Source organism: Bordetella sp. N (assembly GCF_001433395.1).
In the GTDB taxonomy this organism is placed as follows: domain Bacteria; phylum Pseudomonadota; class Gammaproteobacteria; order Burkholderiales; family Burkholderiaceae_B; genus Bordetella_C.
The window spans coordinates 5,200,257-5,221,150 of sequence record NZ_CP013111.1 but is presented as its reverse complement, the minus strand read 5'-3'; the positions used below and the strand labels follow the sequence as shown (position 1 = coordinate 5,221,150).

Genomic DNA, 20,894 nt, shown 5'->3' with positions numbered 1-20,894 from the left:
GAAGGCCGCGTTACCTCCGGGGGCGCGGCCTTTGTCATTGGGGCTCGGCGGTTTCTCCGAGCAGTACCCCGATGGCGCGGTTGCGCGCGTGAAGCACTTCGTGCGCCTGGCAGGACAGGGCCTTCATCCAGAAGCCAAGCTGCCATTGCTCGTTCTCATTGGGACCCGCCTCGCCGCACAGGGACTTGACCGCCATATGCCGCGTGGCGGCGTGCGTGCACCATTTGTGCAAATACCCTTCGACCACGGTGCGCGATTCTCTTCTTAGCGCCTCCAAAAACATCTGGTCCGGGACGATGATGTCGTCCGCCTTGCCCACGGCGCTGCGCACGTTGATCAAAGACTTCAGCTTCTCGAATCGCTCCGTCTGGTCGTTGCGCAGGCATGCGTGGACGGCCTCCTGGATCGGCCCAAGGTTCTTGCGTACGAAGGGCTCGCTCTTAAGCAGCTGCCGAAGATAGACCCACGATCTGTTCGGCGCCAACAGGGTCTCGTCGACATGGGCGCCAGCTGCCTGCAAATCGACGGCGTGTCCGTACGGGTTGCGCCACCACTCCCGCAGCGCGAACAGCGCTTTCATGATGCGATTCCGTGGCGCTTTGAATTTCATGGTAGGCGGCCGCGCTGCTTCGCCCAGCAGCCCATACAGTCCTGCCGCCTGCGACCCGCGCAGTCTGGCCACCTCGTCCTTGAGCGCAAGACGAAGCTCGATTTCCATATCGAAACCCGGTTCGTTCAGACGCATCTGACTCGCCTTCTGAACGACGAGCGCGCGCACCATGTCGTTGTAGGCGGCGGCTATCTGCGCATCCGTTGAATACCTGTCGATACGGACGAATGCGCGGACGCGATCCTGGAATTTTCGTTGGAAGTGCTCGGTGCGCCATGCCTCTTTCGCGTCGAGGTCCCAGCGCAAGGGATACACGAGCCCCTCAAGCCAGTGAGTGAATAATGCCTTGGCGGAAGCGACCTTATCCTTAGCCGGTCTGCCCATATGCCGGATCTGCTCAACGACGTCAGCGTCGATACCGATGGGGAGGGCCACCGCGCCGGGCGGGCCGCCGGAGTATCGCGCCATGCCGCGCGTGGGGCCGCGTACCTCGCCACGTATCTGGCCATTGATCGCAGCGGCTTTCGCCTGCCTGCGTTCGAGAAGGCATTCCCGAAAGATCGGCAGCACATGGGCCACCCCGCCCGTCACCGAAGATCCCATCACCCAAGCCGTCAGCTCGGCGTATCCCGACTGGTGCATCCCGTTGAGGAAGTCCAGCAGCACGTCATCGCAATCCACGGTGTTCAGCAAACCATTCACCGCATCGCGGTATGAGTTCTGCCCGCGCAGTTCATGTTCCTCGTACATGCCGCGCAGCAGTTGCACGAACATCGCGGCGATGCGCTTGTGGAGGATGTTCACGCGTTCCTGCCGACTGCCGGCCAGATCGGTAATGCCATTCTTTTCCGGCGCGGCAGGTCCTTTCGAGAGCGCGCGCATTTCCTTGCGGAAGGCATGCATCTCGGTGTCGTAGCACGCCTTCTCGGCGTCCGTCATGCCGTGCCGTATATCTTCCAATGCAGCGTTGTAGCTGGTCTTGAAGAACGCCAGCATCTGGAGCTGAATCTTCAGCGCCATCAGCGGCCTGCGCTGGTAGCGGTCTATCGTCTCTTGCGGAATCGTCTCCGCAAATGCCTTGAGATACTCCTTCACGATCGGCACGGAGATGTCAGGCTGCGCCAGGCCCACGACCGTCTTGAACCATTCCATCCCCGTAGGCGTAGCCGCCCACTTGACCAGCCTGTCTTCCAGCGCCGTGCGGCAGCCGTCGTCGCGCTTGATGCGCTCGGCCAGATTCATGAGGTCGTGGAATTTATTGTCGCTGACCAACTTGAATGCGGCCTGCATGTGCAGGCGTATGGATGCGGGCGTGAGCCGGTAATCCCGGCGCTGGACGCCGCCCAATGCGCGCGTGCTGGACCCCGTTTGTTTATGCAGATCAGGACGTGCCTTTGCCTGGACGCCCGTCCAGGCATGCCGCAAGATACTCCAGAGTTTGCGCCTGACGCCCTGGACGCCGGGATCCGTGTTGCGGGCGTCGGACTGGTGCTGTTCCTGTTCGACGCTCACAAGGCTGCGCAGCCACGCCGCGGCATGGCTGATGACCTTCGGGTCCAGGCTGTCGGCGTCCCCCCCTAAGGCGATGATGCTGGCGCTAAGGTCGCTGGAGCTGCCGAGCGAAGTTGGCGTCGACGAGCCGCTGATTGAAGGCGTACGGCGTTCGAAGTGGGGGAGTGCGTCGCGCACCGCCCGGGCGCACTTGGCGGAGTCCTTGCACACTGCCTTGACGACCGGGCTGGCCTCCAACAAGCGATTCATTAACCAGTGCAGTTGGCCACGAACCCTTGCCCGTTCGGTGGTGGGTGAGGCTTTGACAACCATGAGGTCGTCGCGGGGGTACAGGAAGGACTCACCCTCCCAGGAATGGAAGGAGGCCACCCGTTGTGGGCCCCCGCTTGTAATTTCACCTGCCATACCGGCTCCGTCCTCAGGTTGCGATTGTTGATCCAGACCTGAGTCGGTATCCCGGTCGCCCCGGTTCCGGACAGGCCGGCTACGCGCAAGGGCCGCCGCAGGCAGGGCTCACCCGCCGGTTCGCTGATTCATGTCTGATTTGATTTGGAAGGCCAGCATCGCCAGCACCGTCGCTGGGAGGCCCGGCGCCGGCGCCAAGCCGGGCCGGCCGCCGCCGGGGCGAAGACTTCACTTGATTCCCGGGAACGTAAATTCGGCGTCAATCCCGCCCCTGCCATCCCTGCTTGGGGCGGCCCGCGGCCAGGCATTGCGCCGCAACAACAAACCCGGGCGGCTACTTGCAACCCGGCAAATCAGCATGCTATAGTCTGAGATTGCCGTTTTTGGCAGGGGTGTGCCTGTCCTCATTAGGGACGCTCCGCTGTAGCCGCGGCAAAAATGACACACACGTAGGGCGAAGTGTCTCTTCGCCTGATTAGCCCCGACCAATCGTAGTCGGGAATGGAGAAAACGATGTCGAATCCGACACCCACGCCTGCCGCCCATCGGCTCGGGCTGGTGGGTCGCAAGGTTGGCATGACCCGTATTTTCACCGAGGATGGCGAGTCCATTCCGGTGACCGTGCTGGATCTGTCGAACAACCGAGTGACCCAGGTCAAGTCCCTGGAAAGCGACGGCTATGCCGCTGTCCAGCTGGCTTACGGCGAACGCCGCAAGTCGCGCGTTGCCGAGCCGCAAACCGGCCACTACGCGAAAGCCGGCGTCGAAGCCGGTAGCATCCTCAAGGAATTCCGCCTCGACCCCGCGAAAGCCGCCGAATTTACCGCCGGCACCGTGGTCACCGTGGAAAGCGTGTTCGAAGTCGGCCAAACGGTTGACGTCACGGGCACCACCATCGGTAAAGGCTTTGCCGGTACCATCAAGCGCCACCACTTCGGTTCGCAACGCGCGTCGCACGGTAACTCCCGTTCGCACCGCGTGCCCGGCTCGATCGGTCAAGCGCAAGATCCTGGCCGCATTTTCCCCGGTAAGCGCATGTCGGGTCACCTCGGTGACGTGCAGCGTACCGTCCAGAACCTGGACGTGATCCGTGTGGACGCTGAGCGCGGTCTGCTGTTCGTCAAGGGCGCCGTGCCCGGCCACAACGAAGCTAACGTCGTTGTGCGTCCGGCCGTCAAGGCCCCGGCCAAGAAAGGAGCGTAAGCAAATGGATCTCAAGCTCCTGAACGACCAAGGTGAAGCTGGCACCGTCAGCGTTGCCGACACCGTCTTCGGCCGTGAATTCAATGAAGCGCTGGTGCAGCAGATCGTCGTGGCCTTCCAGGCCAACGCGCGTAGCGGCAACCGTGCTCAGAAGGATCGTACGGACGTCAAGCACTCCACCAAGAAGCCCTGGCGCCAGAAGGGTACCGGCCGCGCTCGCGCCGGTATGACCTCGTCGCCGCTGTGGCGTGGGGGTGGTCGCGCGTTCCCGAACTCGCCGGACGAAAACTTCAGCCAGAAGGTCAACAAGAAGATGTACCGTGCCGGGATCCGCTCGATCCTGTCGCAACTGGCCCGTGAAGGCCGCATCGCCGTTGTCGACGCTTTCAAGCTGGAATCGCCCAAGACCAAGCTGGCAGCTGAAAAGCTGAAGGGCCTGGGTCTGGAGTCCGTGCTGATCATCACCGACGACTTCGACGAAAACGTTTACCTCGCCACCCGCAACCTGCCGCACGTTGCCGTGGTCGAACCGCGCTATGCCGATCCGCTTTCGCTGATCCACTACAAGAAAGTGTTGATCACGAAGCCCGCCATCGCCCAACTCGAGGAGATGCTCGGATGAACCCCGAACGCTTGCTGCAGGTTCTGCTGGCACCGATCGTGACCGAAAAGGCCACCTTCGTCGCCGAGAAGAACCAACAAGTCGCATTCCGCGTGGTCGACACGGCCACCAAGCCGGAAATCAAGGCTGCCGTCGAACTGCTCTTCAAGGTGCAGGTCGAGTCCGTGCAGGTCCTCAATCGCAAGGGCAAAGTCAAGCGCTTTGGCCGTTTCGTGGGTCGCCGTCGCAATGAGCGCAAGGCCTACGTTTCGCTCAAGGAAGGCCAGGAAATCGACTTTGCGGAGGTGAAGTAAATGGCCCTCGTTAAAGTCAAACCGACCTCGGCCGGCCGCCGTGGCATGGTGAAAGTGGTCAGCCCCAATCTGCACAAGGGCGCCCCTCTGGCTTCGCTTCTCGAAAAGAAGAAGCGTGGCTCTGGCCGTAACAACAACGGTCACATCACCATCCGTCACCGTGGCGGTGGTCACAAGCAGCATTACCGTATCGTCGATTTCAAGCGTGACAAGGACGGCATCCCCGCCAAGGTCGAACGCCTGGAATATGACCCCAACCGTACGGCGCACTTGGCGCTGCTGTGCTACGCCGATGGCGAGCGCCGCTACATCATCGCGCCCCGTGGCCTGGAAGTTGGTGCCTCGCTGGTGTCGGGCGACGAAGCCCCCATCCGCTCCGGCAACACGCTGCGTATCCGCAGCATCCCGGTGGGTACGACGATTCACTGCATCGAAATGCTGCCCGGCAAGGGTGCGCAGATCGCTCGCTCGGCTGGCGCTTCCGCCGTGCTGATGGCTCGCGAAGGCGTTTACGCCCAAGTGCGTCTGCGTTCGGGCGAAGTGCGCCGCATTCACATCGAATGCCGCGCCACGATTGGTGAAGTCGGTAACGAAGAACACAGCCTGCGCCAAATCGGCAAGGCCGGTGCAATGCGTTGGCGCGGTGTCCGCCCGACGGTTCGTGGCGTTGCCATGAACCCGGTCGATCACCCGCACGGTGGTGGTGAAGGCCGCACCGGCGAAGCTCGCGAACCGGTCAGCCCGTGGGGCACCCCGGCTAAGGGTTACAAGACCCGTAGCAACAAGCGGACGAACAATATGATCGTCCAACGGCGCAAGCGCAAGTAAGAGGCGAACACTATGTCACGTTCGATCAAGAAAGGCCCGTTTGTCGACGCCTACCTTATTACCAAGGTAGAGAAAGCCGTCGCGGGCAAAGACAAGAAGCCGATCAAGACCTGGTCGCGCCGCTCCACGATCCTGCCCGAGTTCATCGGTCTGACGATCGCTGTGCACAACGGCAAGCAACACGTTCCCGTTTACATCAACGAGAACATGGTCGGCCACAAACTCGGCGAATTCGCGCTGACCCGTACGTTCAAGGGTCACGCCGCGGACAAGAAGGCCAAGAGGTAAGCGATGGAAACTACTGCCATTATCCGTGGAGTTCACATCTCGGCCCAGAAGACCCGTCTGGTTGCGGACCTGATCCGCGGCAAGTCGGTCGCTCGTGCCCTTGAGATCCTCAACTTCTCGCCCAAGAAAGCCGCCGGCATCCTGAAAAAGGCTGTCGAATCCGCGATCGCCAACGCCGAACACAACGACGGTGCTGACATCGACGAGCTGAAGGTCACGACTATTTTCGTGGACAAAGCCGAATCGATGAAGCGTTTCTCCGCTCGTGCGAAGGGCCGTGGCAACCGCATTGAGAAGCAGACCTGCCACATCACGGTCAAGGTCGGAGCCTAAGGAGTCACGATGGGTCAGAAAATTCACCCCACTGGGTTCCGTCTCGCGGTCACCCGTAATTGGTCCTCGCGTTGGTACGCTGATGACAAAACCTTCGGTGCCATGCTGGCCGAAGACATCCGCGTTCGCGAATACCTGAAGAAGAAGCTCAAGAGCGCTTCCGTCGGTCGCGTCGTTATCGAGCGTCCCGCCAAGAATGCCCGCATCACCGTCTACTCGGCTCGTCCGGGCGTGGTGATCGGCAAGCGTGGCGAAGACATCGAAAGCCTGAAGGCCGATCTGCAGCGTCTGATGGGCGTGCCCGTGCACGTCAACATCGAGGAAATCCGCAAGCCGGAAACCGACGCTCAGCTGATCGCCGATTCGATCTCGCAACAGCTCGAAAAGCGCATCATGTTCCGCCGCGCCATGAAGCGCGCCATGCAAAACGCCATGCGTTTGGGCGCCCAAGGCATCAAGATCATGAGCGCCGGTCGTCTGAACGGCATCGAAATCGCACGTACCGAGTGGTACCGCGAAGGTCGCGTGCCGCTGCACACGCTGAAGGCGAACATCGACTACGGCACCTCGGAAGCCCACACCACCTACGGTGTGATCGGCATCAAGGTCTGGGTCTACAAGGGCGACATGCTGGCCAATGGCGAACTGCCGCCTGAGACCGCCGCGCCTCGCGAAGAAGAGCGCCGTCCGCGCCGTGCCCCCCGTGGCGATCGTCCTGGTGGCGACCGTCCTGGTGGCCGTCCCGGCGGTGGTGGCCGTGGTCGCGGTCCGCGTAAAGCGGACGCTGCGCCGGCGCCCGAAGGAGAATAAACATGCTGCAACCCTCACGCAGAAAATATCGCAAAGAGCAGAAGGGCCGCAACACGGGCCTGGCAACGCGCGGCACCAACGTGTCGTTCGGCGAATACGGTCTGAAGGCCACCGGCCGTGGCCGTCTGACCGCTCGCCAGATCGAAGCTGCTCGTCGTGCTATCAACCGTCACATCAAGCGTGGCGGCCGGATCTGGATCCGCATCTTCCCCGATAAGCCGATCTCGCAAAAGCCCGCCGAAGTCCGTATGGGTAACGGTAAGGGCAACCCGGAGTACTGGGTCGCTGAAATCCAACCCGGCAAGGTGCTGTACGAAATGGAAGGGGTGAGCGAAGAATTGGCTCGCGAAGCTTTCCGCCTGGCCGCCGCTAAGCTGCCGATCGCGACGACCTTCGTGGCTCGTCACATTGGCACCTAAGGAGTCCACTATGAAAGCCCAAGAACTCCGTACCAAAGACGTCGCCGAGCTGCAGAAAGAGCTCGAGAGCCTGCTCCGTGCCCAATTCGGTCTGCGTATGCAGAGAGCTACTCAGCAGCTCGCCAACACCAGCCAGCTGGGCAAAGTGCGTCGTGACATCGCTCGCGTCCGCACCTTGCTGACCGAGAAGGCAGGAAGCTAATCATGAGCGAAACGCAAAACACCCAACCCGCCAAGCGCCAGCGTACGCTGGTCGGCAAGGTCGTCAGCAACAAGATGGACAAGACCGTGGTCGTTCTCGTCGAACGCCGCGTGAAGCACCCCATCTATGGCAAGATCATCGTGCGCTCCGCCAAGTACAAGGCGCATGACGAGACGAACCAGATCAACGAAGGCGATACGGTTGAAATCGCCGAAGGCCGCCCCATCTCGCGCTCGAAGGCGTGGAGCGTGGTGCGCCTGGTTGAGGCCGCTCGCATCATCTGATGCACCCATGCAAGCCGGGAGTCATCCCGGCCTGTATGTGAAAAGCCAAGAGCTCACGCTCTTGGCTTTTTTTCGTTTGCTGCGAAGGTTTTGCCGGCTTGCAGCCACGCTGCCGCCGGCCGGCTCGATTATGCGGCCTGATCCAGAAATCCGAGCACCGTCTGGTTAAACTCGGCCGTCCGGCTACGCGACCAGGCGTGGCCGCCGCGATCCATCAGTACCAATTTCGCACCCGGTATCGCCGCCGCGATTTCCCGCGAAAAATAGGCCGGTGTCAGCATGTCGTCTTCGGCGCAACAGACCAGCGTCGGTGCCGTGATCGTCTTCAGCTCCTGCGCGAAATCGAATGCCAGGATGGCATCGATGCGGCTGGCCATGATTTCCGCAGCGGAGATTTCTCCCGCCGCCGACCGTTGCTCCACGGCTTGCAAAGCCGCGTCATTGGCGGCGACGTATTCAGGCGGGTAGAAGAACAGTGACGTGGTCTGCGCGTAGATCTCCGGACCCAGTTCCTGCAGGATTTTCTTGCGCAGCCCCCACACTCGCCGGCGGTACGCGTCGGCGCGATGCACGCTGGCATAGAGCGCCATACGCGCGACCCGTTGCGGCTGGCGCGCGGCGATGACCTGTGCGATGGCGCCGCCGGTGGAATGGCCGACCAGATCGGCCGACGCGATCCCCAGGACATCCATCAAGGACAGCAGATCATCCGCGAGCTGATAGATATCGCGCACTGGTACGCGCGCCGTGCCGCCCGTCCCGCGTTGGTCGTACACCAGCACGCGGTGCCTGGCCGCGAAGGCTTCGATCTGCGGTTGCCAGAACGAGCCGGCGCCCCCCATGCCGGCGATCAGCACCAACGGTGCGCCATCCTCCGGACCGTGGAAGGTATAGGCGTGCGAGATTCCGTTCGCATCGATATGCGGCATGAATCAATCTCCCACGTAAGCAGTGGCCGCGATCTCAACCAGGAACTCCGGTTTGACCAGATCCGCGCGGATGCAATAGCGCGCCGGCGGCGTGGCGGGGAAGTACTCCGCATAGACCTCGTTGACCGCGGCGTAGTCGGCCAGATCCTTCACGAAGATCTGGTTGAAGGCGATGTCCTTCATGGTGGCACCGGCCGCGGCCAGCACACTCTTGATCGACTCCAGGACGTGGCGGGTCTGCGCGCGCACGTCGCCCACGCCGACCGTCTCGCCCCGCGGGCCGACGGCGAGCATGCCCGACACATGGATGGTGTTGCCCGCGCGCGTCGCCGACGAGTACGGCGCCAGCGGCGGCGCGGCGTTGTCTGGATTGATGATCTGTATGGTCATGGTGCTTGCCTCATTCGGCCTTGACGCCGGTCTTCTTGACAATGGCGGCCCACTGCGCGGTGTCCGCCTTGATGATGTCCGCGAATGCCTGCGGACTGGTGGTGTCGGCCTCGGCGCCCATGGCGGCGAGTGCCTTCCGGGCCTCCGGCGTGGCGAAGGCCTTGACTACTTCCGCATTGAGCTTGTCGACGATGGGCTGCGGTGTGCCCGCCGGCGCGAGCAGGCCGAACCACGACCGTACCTGCACGCCTTCCACGCCTGCCTCGGCCAGCGTGGGCACATCAGGCAGGGCGGCCGCGCGCTTGCTTCCGGCAATGCCGAGCACGCGCAGCTTGCCGGAGCGTATCGACGGCAACACGGAGGGCAGGTGGTCGAACATGATCTGCACGCGGCCGGACAGAAGGTCGGTCATCGCCGGCGCCGCGCCCTTGAAAGGCACATGCAGCATCTTCACGCCCTGGGCCTGCTGGAAGATCTCGGCAGTCAGGTGGGGTATCGCGCCGATGCCGCTGGAAGCGAACGTCAGCGCCGGATTGGCATGGCGCGCCAGGTCGACGAGCTCCTTCGGCGTCTTGGCGGGGACGTCGGGATTGACCACCAAGGCAACGGGAATGGTGGCAAGCATGGCCACCGGCGCGAAGGCCTTGGCGCTGTCGTACGACAGACCCGAATAGATCGAGGGCGCGATGGTCTGGCTGGCGGTCACGCCGAGCAGCAGCGTATAGCCGTCGGGCTCGGCGCGCGCGACCACGCCCGCGCCTATGGTGCTGCCGGCGCCTGCCCGGTTTTCCACCACGAAGGACTGATGCAGCGCGCTGCCCAGGCGCTCGGCCACCAGGCGCGCGATAAGGTCGGCGGCCCCGCCGGGCGGAAATCCGACCACGATCTTGACGGGTTTGGCGGGATAGGCGGCCTCTTGAGCGTAGGCGGCCTGCATCGGCAAGCTCGCGCCCAGCAAGGCCGAACCCGCCAGGGCCGGCGCAAGCAGGGCGCGGCCTAGAAGCGTGCACGCGCGGCGACGCGCGCGCTGGTATTTCAAAGCGCTGTTCATTACATTCCCCTTGTAGCTATCGTCGTAGCGATGTCAAAACTATGCGGCGGAAATACAGAGGAGGCGTAGCGTTTATTTATCTACAAGGCCGTGCGCGAAATGCAACACCTCGATCTGACCGCTCTACGTTATTTTTCCGAGACCGCCATGACGGGCTCCATACGTCTGGCCTCCGCGCGGCTGCACGTCACGCCCTCGGCGATCAGCCGGCAGATCGCCAAGCTTGAGCACCGCCTGGGTACGGTGCTGTTCGAGCGGCGCCCCACCGGCGTGGCGCTCACCGCATCCGGGCAGTTGCTGGCCGACGAACTGGTGGCCATCTACGGCAACCTGTCGCGCGTGCAGACGCTTATCGGCGACCTCGAAGGGCTGCGCCGCGGTGAGGTGGTCATCCATTGCCTGGAAGGCGCCGTCGACACCTGGTTGCCGGATGTCATCGCGCGTTATCACGCGCAGCATCCCGGCATCGAATTCAACGTTCTGGTTTCCAGTACGGACCGTGCCGTCGAGGCCCTGGCGGCGGGCCGCTGCGATATCGCGTTGATGTTCAAGGCGCCGCCGCGCGCCGACATCGAGGTCGTCGCCAGCGACAGCGAACCGCTGGTGGCCCTGGTCAGCCCGACGCACGCCCTGGCGCGCCGGCGCTCCGTGACCGTGCCGGATCTATTACGCCACAAGCTGGCCATGCCGGACGCCAGCTTCGGCGTGCGCCAGGTGCTCGATCGCTATCTGCGGCAAGGCCGCATCGATGCGCCGTGGCTGCTCACCGCGAACTCGATTGCCATGACGCGCAGCCTGGTGAGGCGGGGCGTCGCCGTGACCATCCTGCCCCATCTGTCGGCGCAGCACGATTGCGAACTGGGGCTGTTGAAGGCCTTGCCGATCTCACGCGCGGGCGCCTTGCGCGCTGACGTTCAGCTTTGTGTGAGGCGAGACCGTCCGCTGACCGCGGCCGCGCATCACGCCATGCGGCTTATGACGGGCGCCTTCGCCGGCCTGTTCACGGCGCCGGCGCCCTGATATAAAAGCGTCTTGCCAGGTCACCCACTTCTGCCTTGAATCCCCTCGCGCCCGCTTCCGCCCCGAATCTTTTCTCACGTTGCTTCTTTGGCCTGGTCGACTGGCTACGCAACCGGATCGCCAAGGCTTCCCTTGTTGGCGACCATCCTATTTTCGACAACGCCCGGTTTCCCTGGATCCCGGCGCTCGAAGCTCAGGCCCCGGCCATCCAGGCCGAGCTGATGGGCGTGCTCGGCAACCGCGAGCAGCTGCCGGCCTTTCATGAACTGTCACCTGACGTCGCCACCATCACGGCCGACGATCAGTGGAAGACCTTCGTCTTCATGGCGTACGGGCTGCGATCCGCCCGCAATATGGCCCGCTGTCCGGCGACGACCGCGGCGCTCAAGCATATTCCCGGCATCCGCACGGCTTTCTTTTCCATTCTGGAGCCGGGCAAACGCATTCCCCTGCACCGCGGCCCCTATAACGGCGTACTCCGCCTGCATCTGGGCCTGGTCGTGCCGCAGCCGCGTGAAAACTGCTGGATCGAGGTGAATGGCCAGCGTTACATCTGGCGGGAAGGGCAGGCCGTGGTTTTCGACGATCTGTACCCGCACGAGGTCCACAACGACACCGATGGGGTGCGCGTGGTGCTGTTCGTCGACTTCGAGCGCCCCTGTAGCGCGCCCATGCGCTGGATCAACAAGCTGGTTCTCGCCGCGGCGCCCATGACGCCAGAGATCAAACGGGGCAAAGCCAACCACGATCTGTGGGAAAAAGACTACTATAGTCGGCACTAGCACAAAGGGCTTGCAATAGCTGGGGCACCGGGCTAGAATGGTCAGCTTTCCCAAATAGTCAGTCTGGCTAGGCGGTACAGATGTGCAGGCGATCAAGCGACAACGCGGGGTCGGTGCTCAAGTACCAATGCAAAGTCGGGCAGGCGAAAGGGGAAAAATCCGCAGGATATCAACCCAGGTTCGTAGGGGTTGCCTGAGGTTCACCGGGGCGCATGTGACTAACATCGCAACGGCAACAACCCAGGGCAAGTCAGACGGGCCTTACGGGACCAAAACTGGCAGGAATGGCGAAATCGCCTGGTAATGAGGTTTTGGAACTGATTGGGGTGGGGCGGCTTTATCGGTCGCGCTCCCAGGTCAGTTTCAGGGCGCGAGACCACGACTTCGAATTTCCGGTTAAGTTGGAACAGGAAAAATCATGATCCAAATGCAGACCACGCTGGACGTGGCCGACAATACTGGTGCGCGCCGTGTGCGCTGCATCAAGGTGCTCGGCGGCTCCAAGCGCCGTTATGCCGCTATCGGTGACATCATCAAAATCAGCGTCCTGGACGCCGCTCCTCGCGGTCGTGTCAAGAAGGGCGAAATCTACAACGCCGTGGTCGTTCGCACCGCCAAGGGCGTGCGTCGCAAAGACGGTTCGTTGATTCGCTTCGGCAACAATGCTGCCGTGCTGCTCAACGCCAAGCATGAGCCCATCGGTACTCGTATCTTCGGACCCGTTACGCGTGAACTGCGTACCGAGCGCTTCATGAAGATCGTGTCGTTGGCCCCGGAAGTGCTGTAAGGAGCCATCCATGAACAACATCCGTAAAGGCGACGAAGTTATCGTCCTCACCGGCCGCGACAAGAAGCGTCGTGGCACCGTGCTCGAGCGTATCGACGCCGACCACGTGCTGGTCGAAGGCGTGAACGTCGTCAAGAAGCACACCAAGCCCAACCCGATGGCCAACAACCCCGGCGGCATCGTTGAAAAGACGCTGCCCATCCACGTTTCGAACGTGGCGCTGTTCAACCCTGCCACTGGCAAGGGCGACCGCGTGGGCGTCAAGGAAGTTGACGGCCGTAAGGTGCGCGTGTTCCGTTCCAATGGTGCCGTTGTCGGCGCCAAGGCGTAAGGGGCGACAGAATATGACCCGTTTGCAAACTATCTATCGCGACAAGATCGTCGGTGAATTGACGGAAAAGTTCGGCTACAAGAGCCCGATGCAAGTTCCGCGCATCACCAAGATCACGCTGAACATGGGCGTTTCGGAAGCCGTGGCCGACAAGAAGGTCATCGAGCACGCCGTGGGCGACCTGACCAAGATCGCCGGCCAAAAGCCCGTGATCACCAAGACCAAGAAAGCTATCGCCGGTTTCAAGATCCGCGAAAACTATCCGATTGGTTGCATGGTGACGCTGCGCGGTCAACGCATGTACGAATTCCTGGACCGCCTGGTGGCGATTGCCTTGCCTCGTGTGCGTGACTTCCGTGGTATCTCCGGCCGTGCGTTTGATGGCCGTGGCAACTACAACGTCGGGGTGAAAGAGCAGATCATTTTCCCCGAAATCGAATACGACAAAATCGACGCGCTGCGTGGGCTGAACATCAGCATCACCACCTCCGCCAAGACTGACGAAGAAGCCAAGGCTCTGTTGACCGCCTTCAGCTTCCCGTTCCGTAACTAAGGGGCGATGACGTGGCCAAACTTTCACTGATCAATCGTGATATCAAGCGCGCCAAAATGGCGGAGAAGTTTTCCGCCAAGCGCACCGCACTGAAGGCAATCATCGACGACCAGTCGAAGCCCGAAGAAGAACGTTACCAAGCTCGGCTCAAGCTGCAACAGCTGCCGCGCAACGCCGCTCCCAGCCGCCAACGTAATCGTTGCACGGTCACGGGTCGCCCGCGTGGCGTGTTCAGCAAGTTCGGCCTGACGCGCCACAAACTTCGCGAAATGGCTATGCGTGGGGAAATCCCGGGCATGACCAAGGCCAGCTGGTAGGAGAACGAATATGAGCATGAGCGATCCCATCGCCGATATGCTGACCCGCATTCGCAATGCGCAGCAAGTTGAAAAAGTCACGGTGAGCATGCCCTCCTCGAAGCTGAAGGCCGCTATCGCGGCTGTGCTGAAGGACGAGGGTTATATCGACGGTTTCGAAGTCAAGGGCACCCAGGCCAAGCCTGAGCTCGAGCTTTCGCTGAAGTACTACGCCGGCCGCCCGGTGATCGAGCGCATCGAACGCGTTTCGCGTCCTGGCCTGCGTATCTACAAGGGCCGTAGCAGCATTCCTCAAGTCATGAACGGCTTGGGCGTGGCTATCGTGTCGACTTCGCGTGGCGTGATGACGGACCGCAAGGCCCGCGCCAATGGCGTCGGCGGCGAAGTCCTGTGCTACGTGGCCTAAGGAGAAATTCTAATGTCACGTATCGCCAAGTACCCCGTAAATCTGCCCAAGGGTGTCGAAGCCACCGTTGCGCAAGATCAAATCATCGTCAAGGGCCCGCTGGGCTCGCTGACGCAACCCCTGACGGGCGACGTCGCCATCTCGCTGGATAACGGCGTGTTGAGCTTCGCCGCGGCTAACGAATCGCGTCAAGCTGGCGCGATGTCGGGCACCGTGCGCGCTCTGGTCAACAATATGGTGACCGGTGTCAGCAAGGGTTTCGAACGTAAGCTGACCCTGGTGGGCGTGGGTTATCGCGCTCAAGTCCAGGGCGACGCCGTGAAGCTGCAACTCGGTTTCTCGCATGATGTGGTGCACAAGCTGCCGGCCGGTATCAAGGCCGAATGCCCGACCCAGACGGAAATTCTGATCAAGGGTTCGGACAAGCAGGTTGTTGGCCAGGTGGCCGCGGAAATCCGCGCTTATCGTCCGCCGGAGCCCTACAAGGGCAAGGGCGTTCGTTATGCGGATGAGCGCGTCATCATCAAAGAAACCAAGAAGAAGTAACGGCGCACGCAAGGACGAATCATGGACAAGAAAGTATCTCGTTTGCGTCGTGCGGTTCCGACCCGCCGGAAGATCCTCGAACTGCGCGTTCACCGCCTGTCGATCTTCCGCTCGAACCTGCACATCTACGCGAACATCATTTCGCCGGAAGGCGATCGCGTGCTGGTCAGCGCCTCGACGCTGGAAGCCGAAGTGCGCGCCCAGCTGGGCCAGGCTGGCAAGGGTGGCAACAAAGCCGCCGCCGAACTGGTTGGCAAGCGCGTCGCCGAGAAGGCCAAGGCCGCCGGTATCGAACTGGTTGCCTTCGATCGCTCGGGCTTCCGTTACCATGGCCGCGTGAAAGCGCTGGCCGATGCCGCGCGCGAAGCCGGCCTCAAGTTCTAAGCGAGGATCAGTCAAATGGCTAAAGCACAAGGCAAGGGCCCGGTCGAGAAGGAAAACGACGACGGTCTGCGCGAGAAAATGATTGCGGTCAACCGCGTCAGCAAGGTGGTGAAGGGTGGTCGTACCATGTCCTTCGCCGCTCTGACGGTGGTTGGCGACGGCGACGGCCGCATCGGCATGGGCAAGGGCAAGGCGCGTGAAGTGCCGGTCTCGGTCCAAAAGGCGATGGAACAGGCCCGCCGCGGTCTGTTCAAGGTTGCTCTGAAGAACGGTACGCTGTTTCACACGGTAGTTGGCCAGCACGGCGCCTCCAAGGTGCTGATCTCGCCGGCACCTGAAGGTACCGGCGTTATCGCCGGCGGCCCGATGCGCGCTATCTTCGAAGTGATGGGCGTCCGTAACGTGGTTGCGAAGAGCCTCGGCTCCAGCAATCCCTACAACATGGTCCGCGCTACGCTGAATGGCCTGCGCGCCTCCATGACCCCGTCGGAAGTTGCCGCCAAGCGTGGCAAGACCGTCGAAGAGATCTTGGGGTAAATCATGGCTGACAAGCAGATCAAAGTTACGCTGGTGCGGTCGGTTATCGGCACCAAGCAGGATCACCGTGATACGGTGCGCGGCCTCGGCCTGCGTCGTATCAACAGCACCAAGATCCTGAAAGATACGCCCGAAGTGCGCGGCATGATCCGTAAAGTGGATTATCTCGTCACCGTTTCGGAAGTCTAAGGAATCGAGATGTCGGATACTCAACTTCAACTGAATACGATCAAGCCCGCCGAGGGCTCCAAGCATGCCAAGCGCCGTGTCGGCCGCGGCATCGGCTCGGGCCTGGGTAAGACCGCCGGTCGCGGTCACAAGGGTCAGAAGTCCCGTTCGGGTGGCTTCCACAAGGTCGGCTTCGAAGGCGGTCAAATGCCGCTGCAGCGTCGCTTGCCCAAGCGTGGTTTCACGCCCCTGGGTCAGCACCTGTACGCTGAAGTCCGCCTGTCGGAACTGCAGGCCGTGCCCGTCGAGGAAATCGATGTGCAAGTGCTGAAGCAGGCCGGTGTGGTTGGCCAGCAAGTCCGTTACGCCAAGGTCATCAAGTCTGGCGAACTCTCGCGCAAGGTCGTGCTCAAAGGCATTACCGCGACGGTCGGCGCTCGCGCCGCCATCGAAGCCGCGGGTGGTTCGATCGCTTGATTGACGGATGAGGTGAAGAGTGGCTAACGCACAGGCACTAGGCAAGACAGGGGCTCGTTACGGCGATCTGAAGCGTCGTTTCGTTTTCCTGATCCTCGCCTTGGTGGTGTACCGCTTAGGTACGCATATCCCGGTTCCGGGCATCAACCCGGATGCGTTGGCGGACTTGTTCCGTCAAAATCAGGGCGGGATCCTGGGCCTCTTCAACATGTTCTCGGGCGGTGCGCTGTCCCGCTTCTCGGTCTTCGCGCTGGGGATCATGCCGTACATCTCGGCATCGATCATCATGCAGTTGATGTCGGTAGTGGTGCCGTCGCTCGAGGCGTTGAAAAAGGAAGGCGAAGCTGGTCGTCGCAAGATTACCCAATACACCCGCTACGGCACGGTTCTGCTGGCGCTGGTTCAAGCGGTGGGTATCTCGGTGGCACTGGAATCGCAACCGGGTCTGGTGACGGATCCTGGCATGTTGTTCCGCTTCACCACGGTCGTGACCCTGCTCACCGGCACCATGTTCATCATGTGGCTGGGCGAACAGATCACCGAGCGTGGCCTGGGCAACGGTATCTCCATCCTGATCTTCTCGGGGATCGTGGCGGGGCTGCCGACCGCGCTGGCCGGCTTGCTGGACCTGGTGCGGACGAACTCGATGTCGGTGCTTTCGGCTCTGTTCATCGTGGCCTTGGTGATTGCGGTGACGGCTTTTGTGGTGTTCGTGGAACGCGGACAGCGCAAGATCACCGTCAACTACGCCAAGCGCCAGGTGGGCAACAAGATCTACGGCGGCCAGAGCTCGCATCTGCCGTTGAAGCTGAATATGGCTGGTGTGATTCCTCCCATCTTCGCCTCGTCGATCATCCTGTTCCCGGCCACGATTACCAGCTGGTTTTCGAGCAGCGAAAAGATGCGTTGGTTGGGTGATCTGGCAGCGGCTTTGTCGCCGCGCCAGCCGCTCTACATCACGCTGTATTCCGCCGCTATCATTTTCTTCTGCTTTTTCTATACGGCTCTGGTGTTCAACAGCCGCGAAACGGCGGACAACCTGAAGAAGAGTGGTGCTTTCGTTCCGGGCATCCGTCCCGGTGAACAGACCGCGCGTTATATCGACAAGATCTTGATGCGCTTGACCCTGGCTGGTGCGTTGTATATCACCCTGGTCTGCCTGTTCCCCGAGTTCCTGGTTATGCGCTGGAACGTGCCGTTCTACTTCGGTGGTACTTCGTTGTTGATTATCGTCGTCGTGACGATGGATTTCATGGCTCAGGTCCAGGCCTACATGATGTCTCACCAGTACGACTCACTGCTCAAGAAGGCTAACTTCAAGGGCTCGAATTCGAATCTGCCGATGCGTTAGCAAAGAAGATGGCAAAGGACGACGTCATACAGATGCAGGGCGAGGTCATTGAGAACCTCCCCAACGCAATGTTCCGCGTCAAGCTTGAGAATGGCCACGTTGTCCTGGGCCACATTTCGGGCAAGATGCGTATGCACTACATCCGGATCCTGCCGGGCGACAAGGTCACAGTGGAGCTCACGCCCTATGACCTGTCAAAAGCCAGGATCGTGTTCCGCTCGAAATAAGCGGGTGGTTTACGGAATAAACAGGGAGTAACCCATGAAAGTATTGGCATCGGTTAAGCGGATCTGCCGCAACTGCAAAATTATCAAACGTCACGGCGTGGTGCGTGTCATCTGCACCGACCCGCGGCACAAGCAGCGTCAAGGCTAATTGTTTAGCCTAACGCAACAGATTCATTAAGGAACAGTCATGGCCCGTATTGCTGGCATCAACATTCCGCCGCATCAGCACGCCGAGATCGGCCTGACCGCCATTTTTGGCATCGGTCGTACGCGCGCCCGCAAGATCTGCGAAGCTGCTAATGTGCCCGTTACCAAAAAGGTCAAGGATCTCACCGACGCCGAGCTCGAGCGTATTCGCGAGCACGTTGGTGTATTCACGGTCGAAGGTGATCTGCGTCGCGAAGTCCAATTGTCGATCAAGCGTTTGATCGATCTGGGCACCTATCGTGGCATGCGTCACAAGCGCGGTCTGCCGGTACGCGGCCAGCGCACGCGCACCAACGCACGCACCCGTAAGGGCCCGCGTCGTGCTGCTGCGTCCCTGAAGAAATAATCGAGGAACTGGATTATGGCGAAAGCTTCCACCAGCGGCGCTTCGCGCGTGCGCAAAAAGGTCAAGAAGTACGTATCCGACGGCATCGCGCACGTCCACGCGTCCTTCAACAACACCATCATCACCATCACCGACCGTCAGGGCAATGCTTTGTCCTGGGCGACCTCGGGTGGCGCAGGTTTCAAGGGCTCGCGCAAGTCGACCCCGTTCGCGGCCCAGGTGGCTGCCGAGACGGCTGGTCGCGTGGCGCTGGAATATGGCATCAAGACCTTGGAAGTGCGCATCAAGGGACCCGGCCCCGGCCGTGAGTCGTCTGTCCGTGCGCTGAACGCGCTGGGTATCAAGATCTCGAGCATCGCTGATATCACGCCCGTCCCGCATAACGGCTGCCGTCCGCCCAAGCGTCGTCGTATCTAAGGAAATCACATGGCCCGTTACATTGGACCCAAGTGCAAGCTCTCGCGTCGCGAGGGTACCGATCTCTTCCTGAAGAGCGCCCGCCGTTCGCTGGATTCCAAGTGCAAGCTGGATTCCAAGCCCGGTCAACACGGCCGCACCTCGGGTGCCCGTACGTCCGACTACGGTCTGCAGCTGCGCGAAAAGCAAAAGCTGAAGCGTATGTACGGCGTGCTGGAAAAGCAATTCCGCAAGTACTTCACCGAAGCTGACCGTCTGCGTGGCAACACCGGCGAAAAGCTGATCCAGCTGCTGGAATCGCGCCTGGACAACGTGGTGTACCGCATGGGCTTCGGCTCGACCCGCGCCGAAGCGCGTCAGCTGGTGAGCCACCGTGCCATCGAGCTGAACGGCCACACCGCCGACATCGCTTCGATGCTGGTCAAGGCTGGCGACATCATCTCGGTTCGTGAGAAGGCCAAGAAGCAAGGCCGTATCAAGGAATCGCTGGACCTGGCGACCAGCATTGGTCTGCCCCAGTGGGTTGACGTCGACACCTCGAAGCTGAGCGGTGTCTTCAAGCAGGCTCCGGATCGTGCTGACGTCGCTCGCGACATCAACGAATCCATGGTCGTGGAATTGTATTCGCGTTAATTCAGGCGGCATGGGTCGGCAAACCGACCTGTGCGGTCCGAAAGCTGGACGCAGCCACGCTGTGTCCGGCTCGCAGTACCTCCGCAGTACCGGCACGAGACCCGCAACGCTTGTCAAAAGGCGCGGCGGGTTTGTGCTGTTCGGTTTCCGCCGAACGTTTTGCCATTTTTCTGTCTACTTCCATCAGCCTTATCGGTGTAACGAGCCGAGGGTATTGAAAAGGAACTCTGTACATGTCCACTCAAGGTTTTCTGAAGCCGCGTTCCATTGAAGTCGAACCGGTCGGCACCCATCACGCCAAGATCGTCATGGAGCCGTTCGAGCGCGGTTACGGCCACACGCTGGGCAATGCCCTGCGCCGCATTCTGCTGTCTTCGATGACCGGCTACGCGCCGACCGAAGTGCAGATGACGGGTGTGGTCCACGAATACTCGACCATTCCGGGTGTCCGTGAAGACGTCGTCGACATCCTGCTGAACCTGAAGGGCGTGGTTTTCAAGCTGCACAACCGTGACGAAGTCACCCTGGTGCTGCGCAAGCAAGGCGCCGGCACCGTGCTGGCCAGCGACATCGAGCTGCCGCACGACGTCGAAATCGTGAACCCCGGCCACGTCATCTGCAATCTGACGGAAGCCGGCAAGCTGGAAATGCAGATCAAGGTCGAAAAGGGCCGTGGCTATGTGCCGGGCAACGTGCGCGCGCTGTCGGAAGACCGCACCCACACCATCGGCCGCATCGTTCTGGATGCCTCGTTCAGCCCGGTCCGCCGCGTCAGCTACGCTGTCGAAAGCGCCCGTGTGGAACAGCGTACCGACCTGGACAAGCTGGTGCTGGACATCGAAACCAACGGCGTGATTTCGCCCGAGGAAGCGGTGCGTCAGTCGGCTCGCATCCTGATGGACCAGATCTCGGTTTTCGCCGCCCTGGAAGGCGCTGGCGATTCGTACGAAGCCCCGGTCCGTGGCGCTCCGCAGATCGACCCGGTGCTGCTGCGTCCGGTCGACGATCTGGAGCTGACGGTGCGTTCGGCCAACTGCCTGAAGGCCGAAAACATCTACTACATCGGCGACCTGATCCAGCGTACCGAAAACGAGCTGCTGAAGACCCCGAACCTGGGCCGCAAGTCGCTCAACGAAATCAAGGAAGTTCTGGCCGCACGCGGTCTGACCCTGGGCATGAAGCTGGAAAACTGGCCGCCCCTGGGCCTCGAGCGTCCCTGATCGTCA

General features: G+C 61.4%; 33 protein-coding genes. 29 read left to right on the top strand and 4 right to left on the bottom strand.

Features of this window, described 5'->3' with window-relative positions; genetic code table 11:
• Positions 1-34: 34 nt before the first annotated feature.
• Entirely contained in the window at positions 35-2,371 is a 2,337-nt protein-coding gene (locus tag ASB57_RS22580) for a hypothetical protein (RefSeq protein WP_057654236.1), read from the bottom strand.
• A gap of 669 nt (positions 2,372-3,040) precedes the next feature.
• On the opposite strand from ASB57_RS22580, the gene rplC reads away from it, so the two are divergent.
• From rplC to rpsQ, 10 genes are read left to right on the top strand one after another with little or no spacing between them, the layout of a single operon-like run.
• On the top strand, positions 3,041-3,730 hold the full coding sequence (gene rplC, locus ASB57_RS22575) for a 50S ribosomal protein L3 (protein ID WP_057654235.1): 690 nt from the start codon (positions 3,041-3,043) through the stop codon (positions 3,728-3,730).
• 4 nt (positions 3,731-3,734) lie between these two features.
• Positions 3,735-4,352, top strand: a complete 618-nt coding sequence (rplD, locus tag ASB57_RS22570; protein ID WP_057654234.1) for a 50S ribosomal protein L4 — start codon at positions 3,735-3,737, stop codon at positions 4,350-4,352.
• A complete protein-coding gene (gene rplW / locus ASB57_RS22565) occupies positions 4,349-4,645 on the top strand; it encodes a 50S ribosomal protein L23 (RefSeq protein ID WP_057654233.1) in 297 nt (98 codons plus the stop codon). The genes rplD and rplW overlap by 4 nt, the downstream gene beginning before the upstream one ends.
• On the top strand, positions 4,646-5,473 hold the full coding sequence (gene rplB, locus ASB57_RS22560; RefSeq protein WP_057654232.1) for a 50S ribosomal protein L2: 828 nt from the start codon (positions 4,646-4,648) through the stop codon (positions 5,471-5,473).
• A 12-nt stretch (positions 5,474-5,485) separates the two neighbouring features.
• Positions 5,486-5,761, top strand: coding sequence for a 30S ribosomal protein S19 (rpsS, locus tag ASB57_RS22555; protein WP_057654231.1), 276 nt, complete (start codon positions 5,486-5,488; stop codon positions 5,759-5,761).
• A 3-nt stretch (positions 5,762-5,764) separates the two neighbouring features.
• On the top strand, positions 5,765-6,094 hold the full coding sequence (rplV, locus tag ASB57_RS22550) for a 50S ribosomal protein L22 (protein WP_057654230.1): 330 nt from the start codon (positions 5,765-5,767) through the stop codon (positions 6,092-6,094).
• A gap of 9 nt (positions 6,095-6,103) precedes the next feature.
• Positions 6,104-6,904 (top strand): 30S ribosomal protein S3, encoded by an 801-nt coding sequence (gene rpsC, locus ASB57_RS22545; RefSeq protein ID WP_057654229.1) that lies wholly within the window; start codon positions 6,104-6,106, stop codon positions 6,902-6,904.
• Between the two features lie 2 nt (positions 6,905-6,906).
• The gene (rplP, locus tag ASB57_RS22540) at positions 6,907-7,323 is read left to right on the top strand and encodes a 50S ribosomal protein L16 (RefSeq protein ID WP_057654228.1); all 417 of its coding nucleotides are present in this window, start codon (positions 6,907-6,909) and stop codon (positions 7,321-7,323) included.
• Between the two features lie 10 nt (positions 7,324-7,333).
• The gene (rpmC, locus tag ASB57_RS22535) at positions 7,334-7,525 is read left to right on the top strand and encodes a 50S ribosomal protein L29 (protein WP_057654227.1); all 192 of its coding nucleotides are present in this window, start codon (positions 7,334-7,336) and stop codon (positions 7,523-7,525) included.
• Between the two features lie 2 nt (positions 7,526-7,527).
• Positions 7,528-7,809 (top strand): 30S ribosomal protein S17, encoded by a 282-nt coding sequence (rpsQ, locus tag ASB57_RS22530; RefSeq protein WP_057654226.1) that lies wholly within the window; start codon positions 7,528-7,530, stop codon positions 7,807-7,809.
• 128 nt (positions 7,810-7,937) lie between these two features.
• On the opposite strand, the gene ASB57_RS22525 is transcribed toward rpsQ, so the two are convergent.
• From ASB57_RS22525 to ASB57_RS22515, 3 genes are read right to left on the bottom strand one after another with little or no spacing between them, the layout of a single operon-like run.
• Positions 7,938-8,738, bottom strand: a complete 801-nt coding sequence (locus tag ASB57_RS22525; RefSeq protein WP_057654225.1) for an alpha/beta fold hydrolase — start codon at positions 8,736-8,738, stop codon at positions 7,938-7,940.
• Between the two features lie 3 nt (positions 8,739-8,741).
• A complete protein-coding gene (locus tag ASB57_RS22520; protein ID WP_057654224.1) occupies positions 8,742-9,128 on the bottom strand; it encodes a Rid family hydrolase in 387 nt (128 codons plus the stop codon).
• 10 nt (positions 9,129-9,138) lie between these two features.
• Entirely contained in the window at positions 9,139-10,179 is a 1,041-nt protein-coding gene (locus ASB57_RS22515) for a tripartite tricarboxylate transporter substrate binding protein (protein WP_057654223.1), read from the bottom strand.
• A 99-nt stretch (positions 10,180-10,278) separates the two neighbouring features.
• Here ASB57_RS22515 and ASB57_RS22510 point away from each other — a divergent pair, with 99 nt between their 5' ends.
• The 19 genes from ASB57_RS22510 to rpoA all read left to right on the top strand — a co-directional run bounded on the left by ASB57_RS22510 (position 10,279) and on the right by rpoA (position 20,888).
• Complete coding sequence (locus tag ASB57_RS22510; protein WP_057654222.1) at positions 10,279-11,199, top strand: LysR family transcriptional regulator; 921 nt, start codon at positions 10,279-10,281, stop codon at positions 11,197-11,199.
• 35 nt (positions 11,200-11,234) lie between these two features.
• Positions 11,235-11,981 (top strand): aspartyl/asparaginyl beta-hydroxylase domain-containing protein, encoded by a 747-nt coding sequence (locus ASB57_RS22505; RefSeq protein WP_057654221.1) that lies wholly within the window; start codon positions 11,235-11,237, stop codon positions 11,979-11,981.
• 418 nt (positions 11,982-12,399) lie between these two features.
• Entirely contained in the window at positions 12,400-12,768 is a 369-nt protein-coding gene (rplN, locus tag ASB57_RS22500) for a 50S ribosomal protein L14 (RefSeq protein ID WP_057654220.1), read from the top strand.
• A 10-nt stretch (positions 12,769-12,778) separates the two neighbouring features.
• A complete protein-coding gene (gene rplX, locus ASB57_RS22495; protein ID WP_057654219.1) occupies positions 12,779-13,099 on the top strand; it encodes a 50S ribosomal protein L24 in 321 nt (106 codons plus the stop codon).
• A 13-nt stretch (positions 13,100-13,112) separates the two neighbouring features.
• The gene (gene rplE / locus ASB57_RS22490) at positions 13,113-13,652 is read left to right on the top strand and encodes a 50S ribosomal protein L5 (RefSeq protein WP_057654218.1); all 540 of its coding nucleotides are present in this window, start codon (positions 13,113-13,115) and stop codon (positions 13,650-13,652) included.
• 11 nt (positions 13,653-13,663) lie between these two features.
• Positions 13,664-13,969 (top strand): 30S ribosomal protein S14, encoded by a 306-nt coding sequence (gene rpsN / locus ASB57_RS22485; protein WP_057654217.1) that lies wholly within the window; start codon positions 13,664-13,666, stop codon positions 13,967-13,969.
• Positions 13,970-13,979: 10 nt separating this feature from the next.
• Positions 13,980-14,375, top strand: a complete 396-nt coding sequence (gene rpsH, locus ASB57_RS22480; RefSeq protein ID WP_057654216.1) for a 30S ribosomal protein S8 — start codon at positions 13,980-13,982, stop codon at positions 14,373-14,375.
• A 12-nt stretch (positions 14,376-14,387) separates the two neighbouring features.
• Positions 14,388-14,921, top strand: coding sequence for a 50S ribosomal protein L6 (rplF, locus tag ASB57_RS22475; protein WP_057654215.1), 534 nt, complete (start codon positions 14,388-14,390; stop codon positions 14,919-14,921).
• A 21-nt stretch (positions 14,922-14,942) separates the two neighbouring features.
• On the top strand, positions 14,943-15,305 hold the full coding sequence (gene rplR / locus ASB57_RS22470) for a 50S ribosomal protein L18 (protein ID WP_057654214.1): 363 nt from the start codon (positions 14,943-14,945) through the stop codon (positions 15,303-15,305).
• Between the two features lie 15 nt (positions 15,306-15,320).
• Positions 15,321-15,842: a 30S ribosomal protein S5 gene (gene rpsE / locus ASB57_RS22465; protein ID WP_057654213.1), complete on the top strand. Its 522-nt coding sequence runs from the start codon at positions 15,321-15,323 to the stop codon at positions 15,840-15,842.
• 3 nt (positions 15,843-15,845) lie between these two features.
• The gene (gene rpmD, locus ASB57_RS22460; protein ID WP_057654212.1) at positions 15,846-16,031 is read left to right on the top strand and encodes a 50S ribosomal protein L30; all 186 of its coding nucleotides are present in this window, start codon (positions 15,846-15,848) and stop codon (positions 16,029-16,031) included.
• 9 nt (positions 16,032-16,040) lie between these two features.
• A complete protein-coding gene (gene rplO / locus ASB57_RS22455; protein ID WP_057654211.1) occupies positions 16,041-16,487 on the top strand; it encodes a 50S ribosomal protein L15 in 447 nt (148 codons plus the stop codon).
• A gap of 19 nt (positions 16,488-16,506) precedes the next feature.
• Complete coding sequence (gene secY, locus ASB57_RS22450; RefSeq protein WP_057654210.1) at positions 16,507-17,838, top strand: preprotein translocase subunit SecY; 1,332 nt, start codon at positions 16,507-16,509, stop codon at positions 17,836-17,838.
• An 8-nt stretch (positions 17,839-17,846) separates the two neighbouring features.
• The gene (gene infA / locus ASB57_RS22445) at positions 17,847-18,065 is read left to right on the top strand and encodes a translation initiation factor IF-1 (RefSeq protein WP_057654209.1); all 219 of its coding nucleotides are present in this window, start codon (positions 17,847-17,849) and stop codon (positions 18,063-18,065) included.
• A gap of 34 nt (positions 18,066-18,099) precedes the next feature.
• Positions 18,100-18,213, top strand: coding sequence for a 50S ribosomal protein L36 (gene rpmJ, locus ASB57_RS30725; RefSeq protein ID WP_066357345.1), 114 nt, complete (start codon positions 18,100-18,102; stop codon positions 18,211-18,213).
• Between the two features lie 39 nt (positions 18,214-18,252).
• A complete protein-coding gene (rpsM, locus tag ASB57_RS22440) occupies positions 18,253-18,618 on the top strand; it encodes a 30S ribosomal protein S13 (RefSeq protein WP_057654208.1) in 366 nt (121 codons plus the stop codon).
• Between the two features lie 15 nt (positions 18,619-18,633).
• Complete coding sequence (gene rpsK, locus ASB57_RS22435) at positions 18,634-19,035, top strand: 30S ribosomal protein S11 (protein ID WP_057654207.1); 402 nt, start codon at positions 18,634-18,636, stop codon at positions 19,033-19,035.
• Positions 19,036-19,044: 9 nt separating this feature from the next.
• The gene (rpsD, locus tag ASB57_RS22430) at positions 19,045-19,668 is read left to right on the top strand and encodes a 30S ribosomal protein S4 (RefSeq protein WP_057654206.1); all 624 of its coding nucleotides are present in this window, start codon (positions 19,045-19,047) and stop codon (positions 19,666-19,668) included.
• 233 nt (positions 19,669-19,901) lie between these two features.
• Entirely contained in the window at positions 19,902-20,888 is a 987-nt protein-coding gene (rpoA, locus tag ASB57_RS22425; protein ID WP_057654205.1) for a DNA-directed RNA polymerase subunit alpha, read from the top strand.
• The last annotated feature ends 6 nt before the right edge of the window (positions 20,889-20,894 follow it).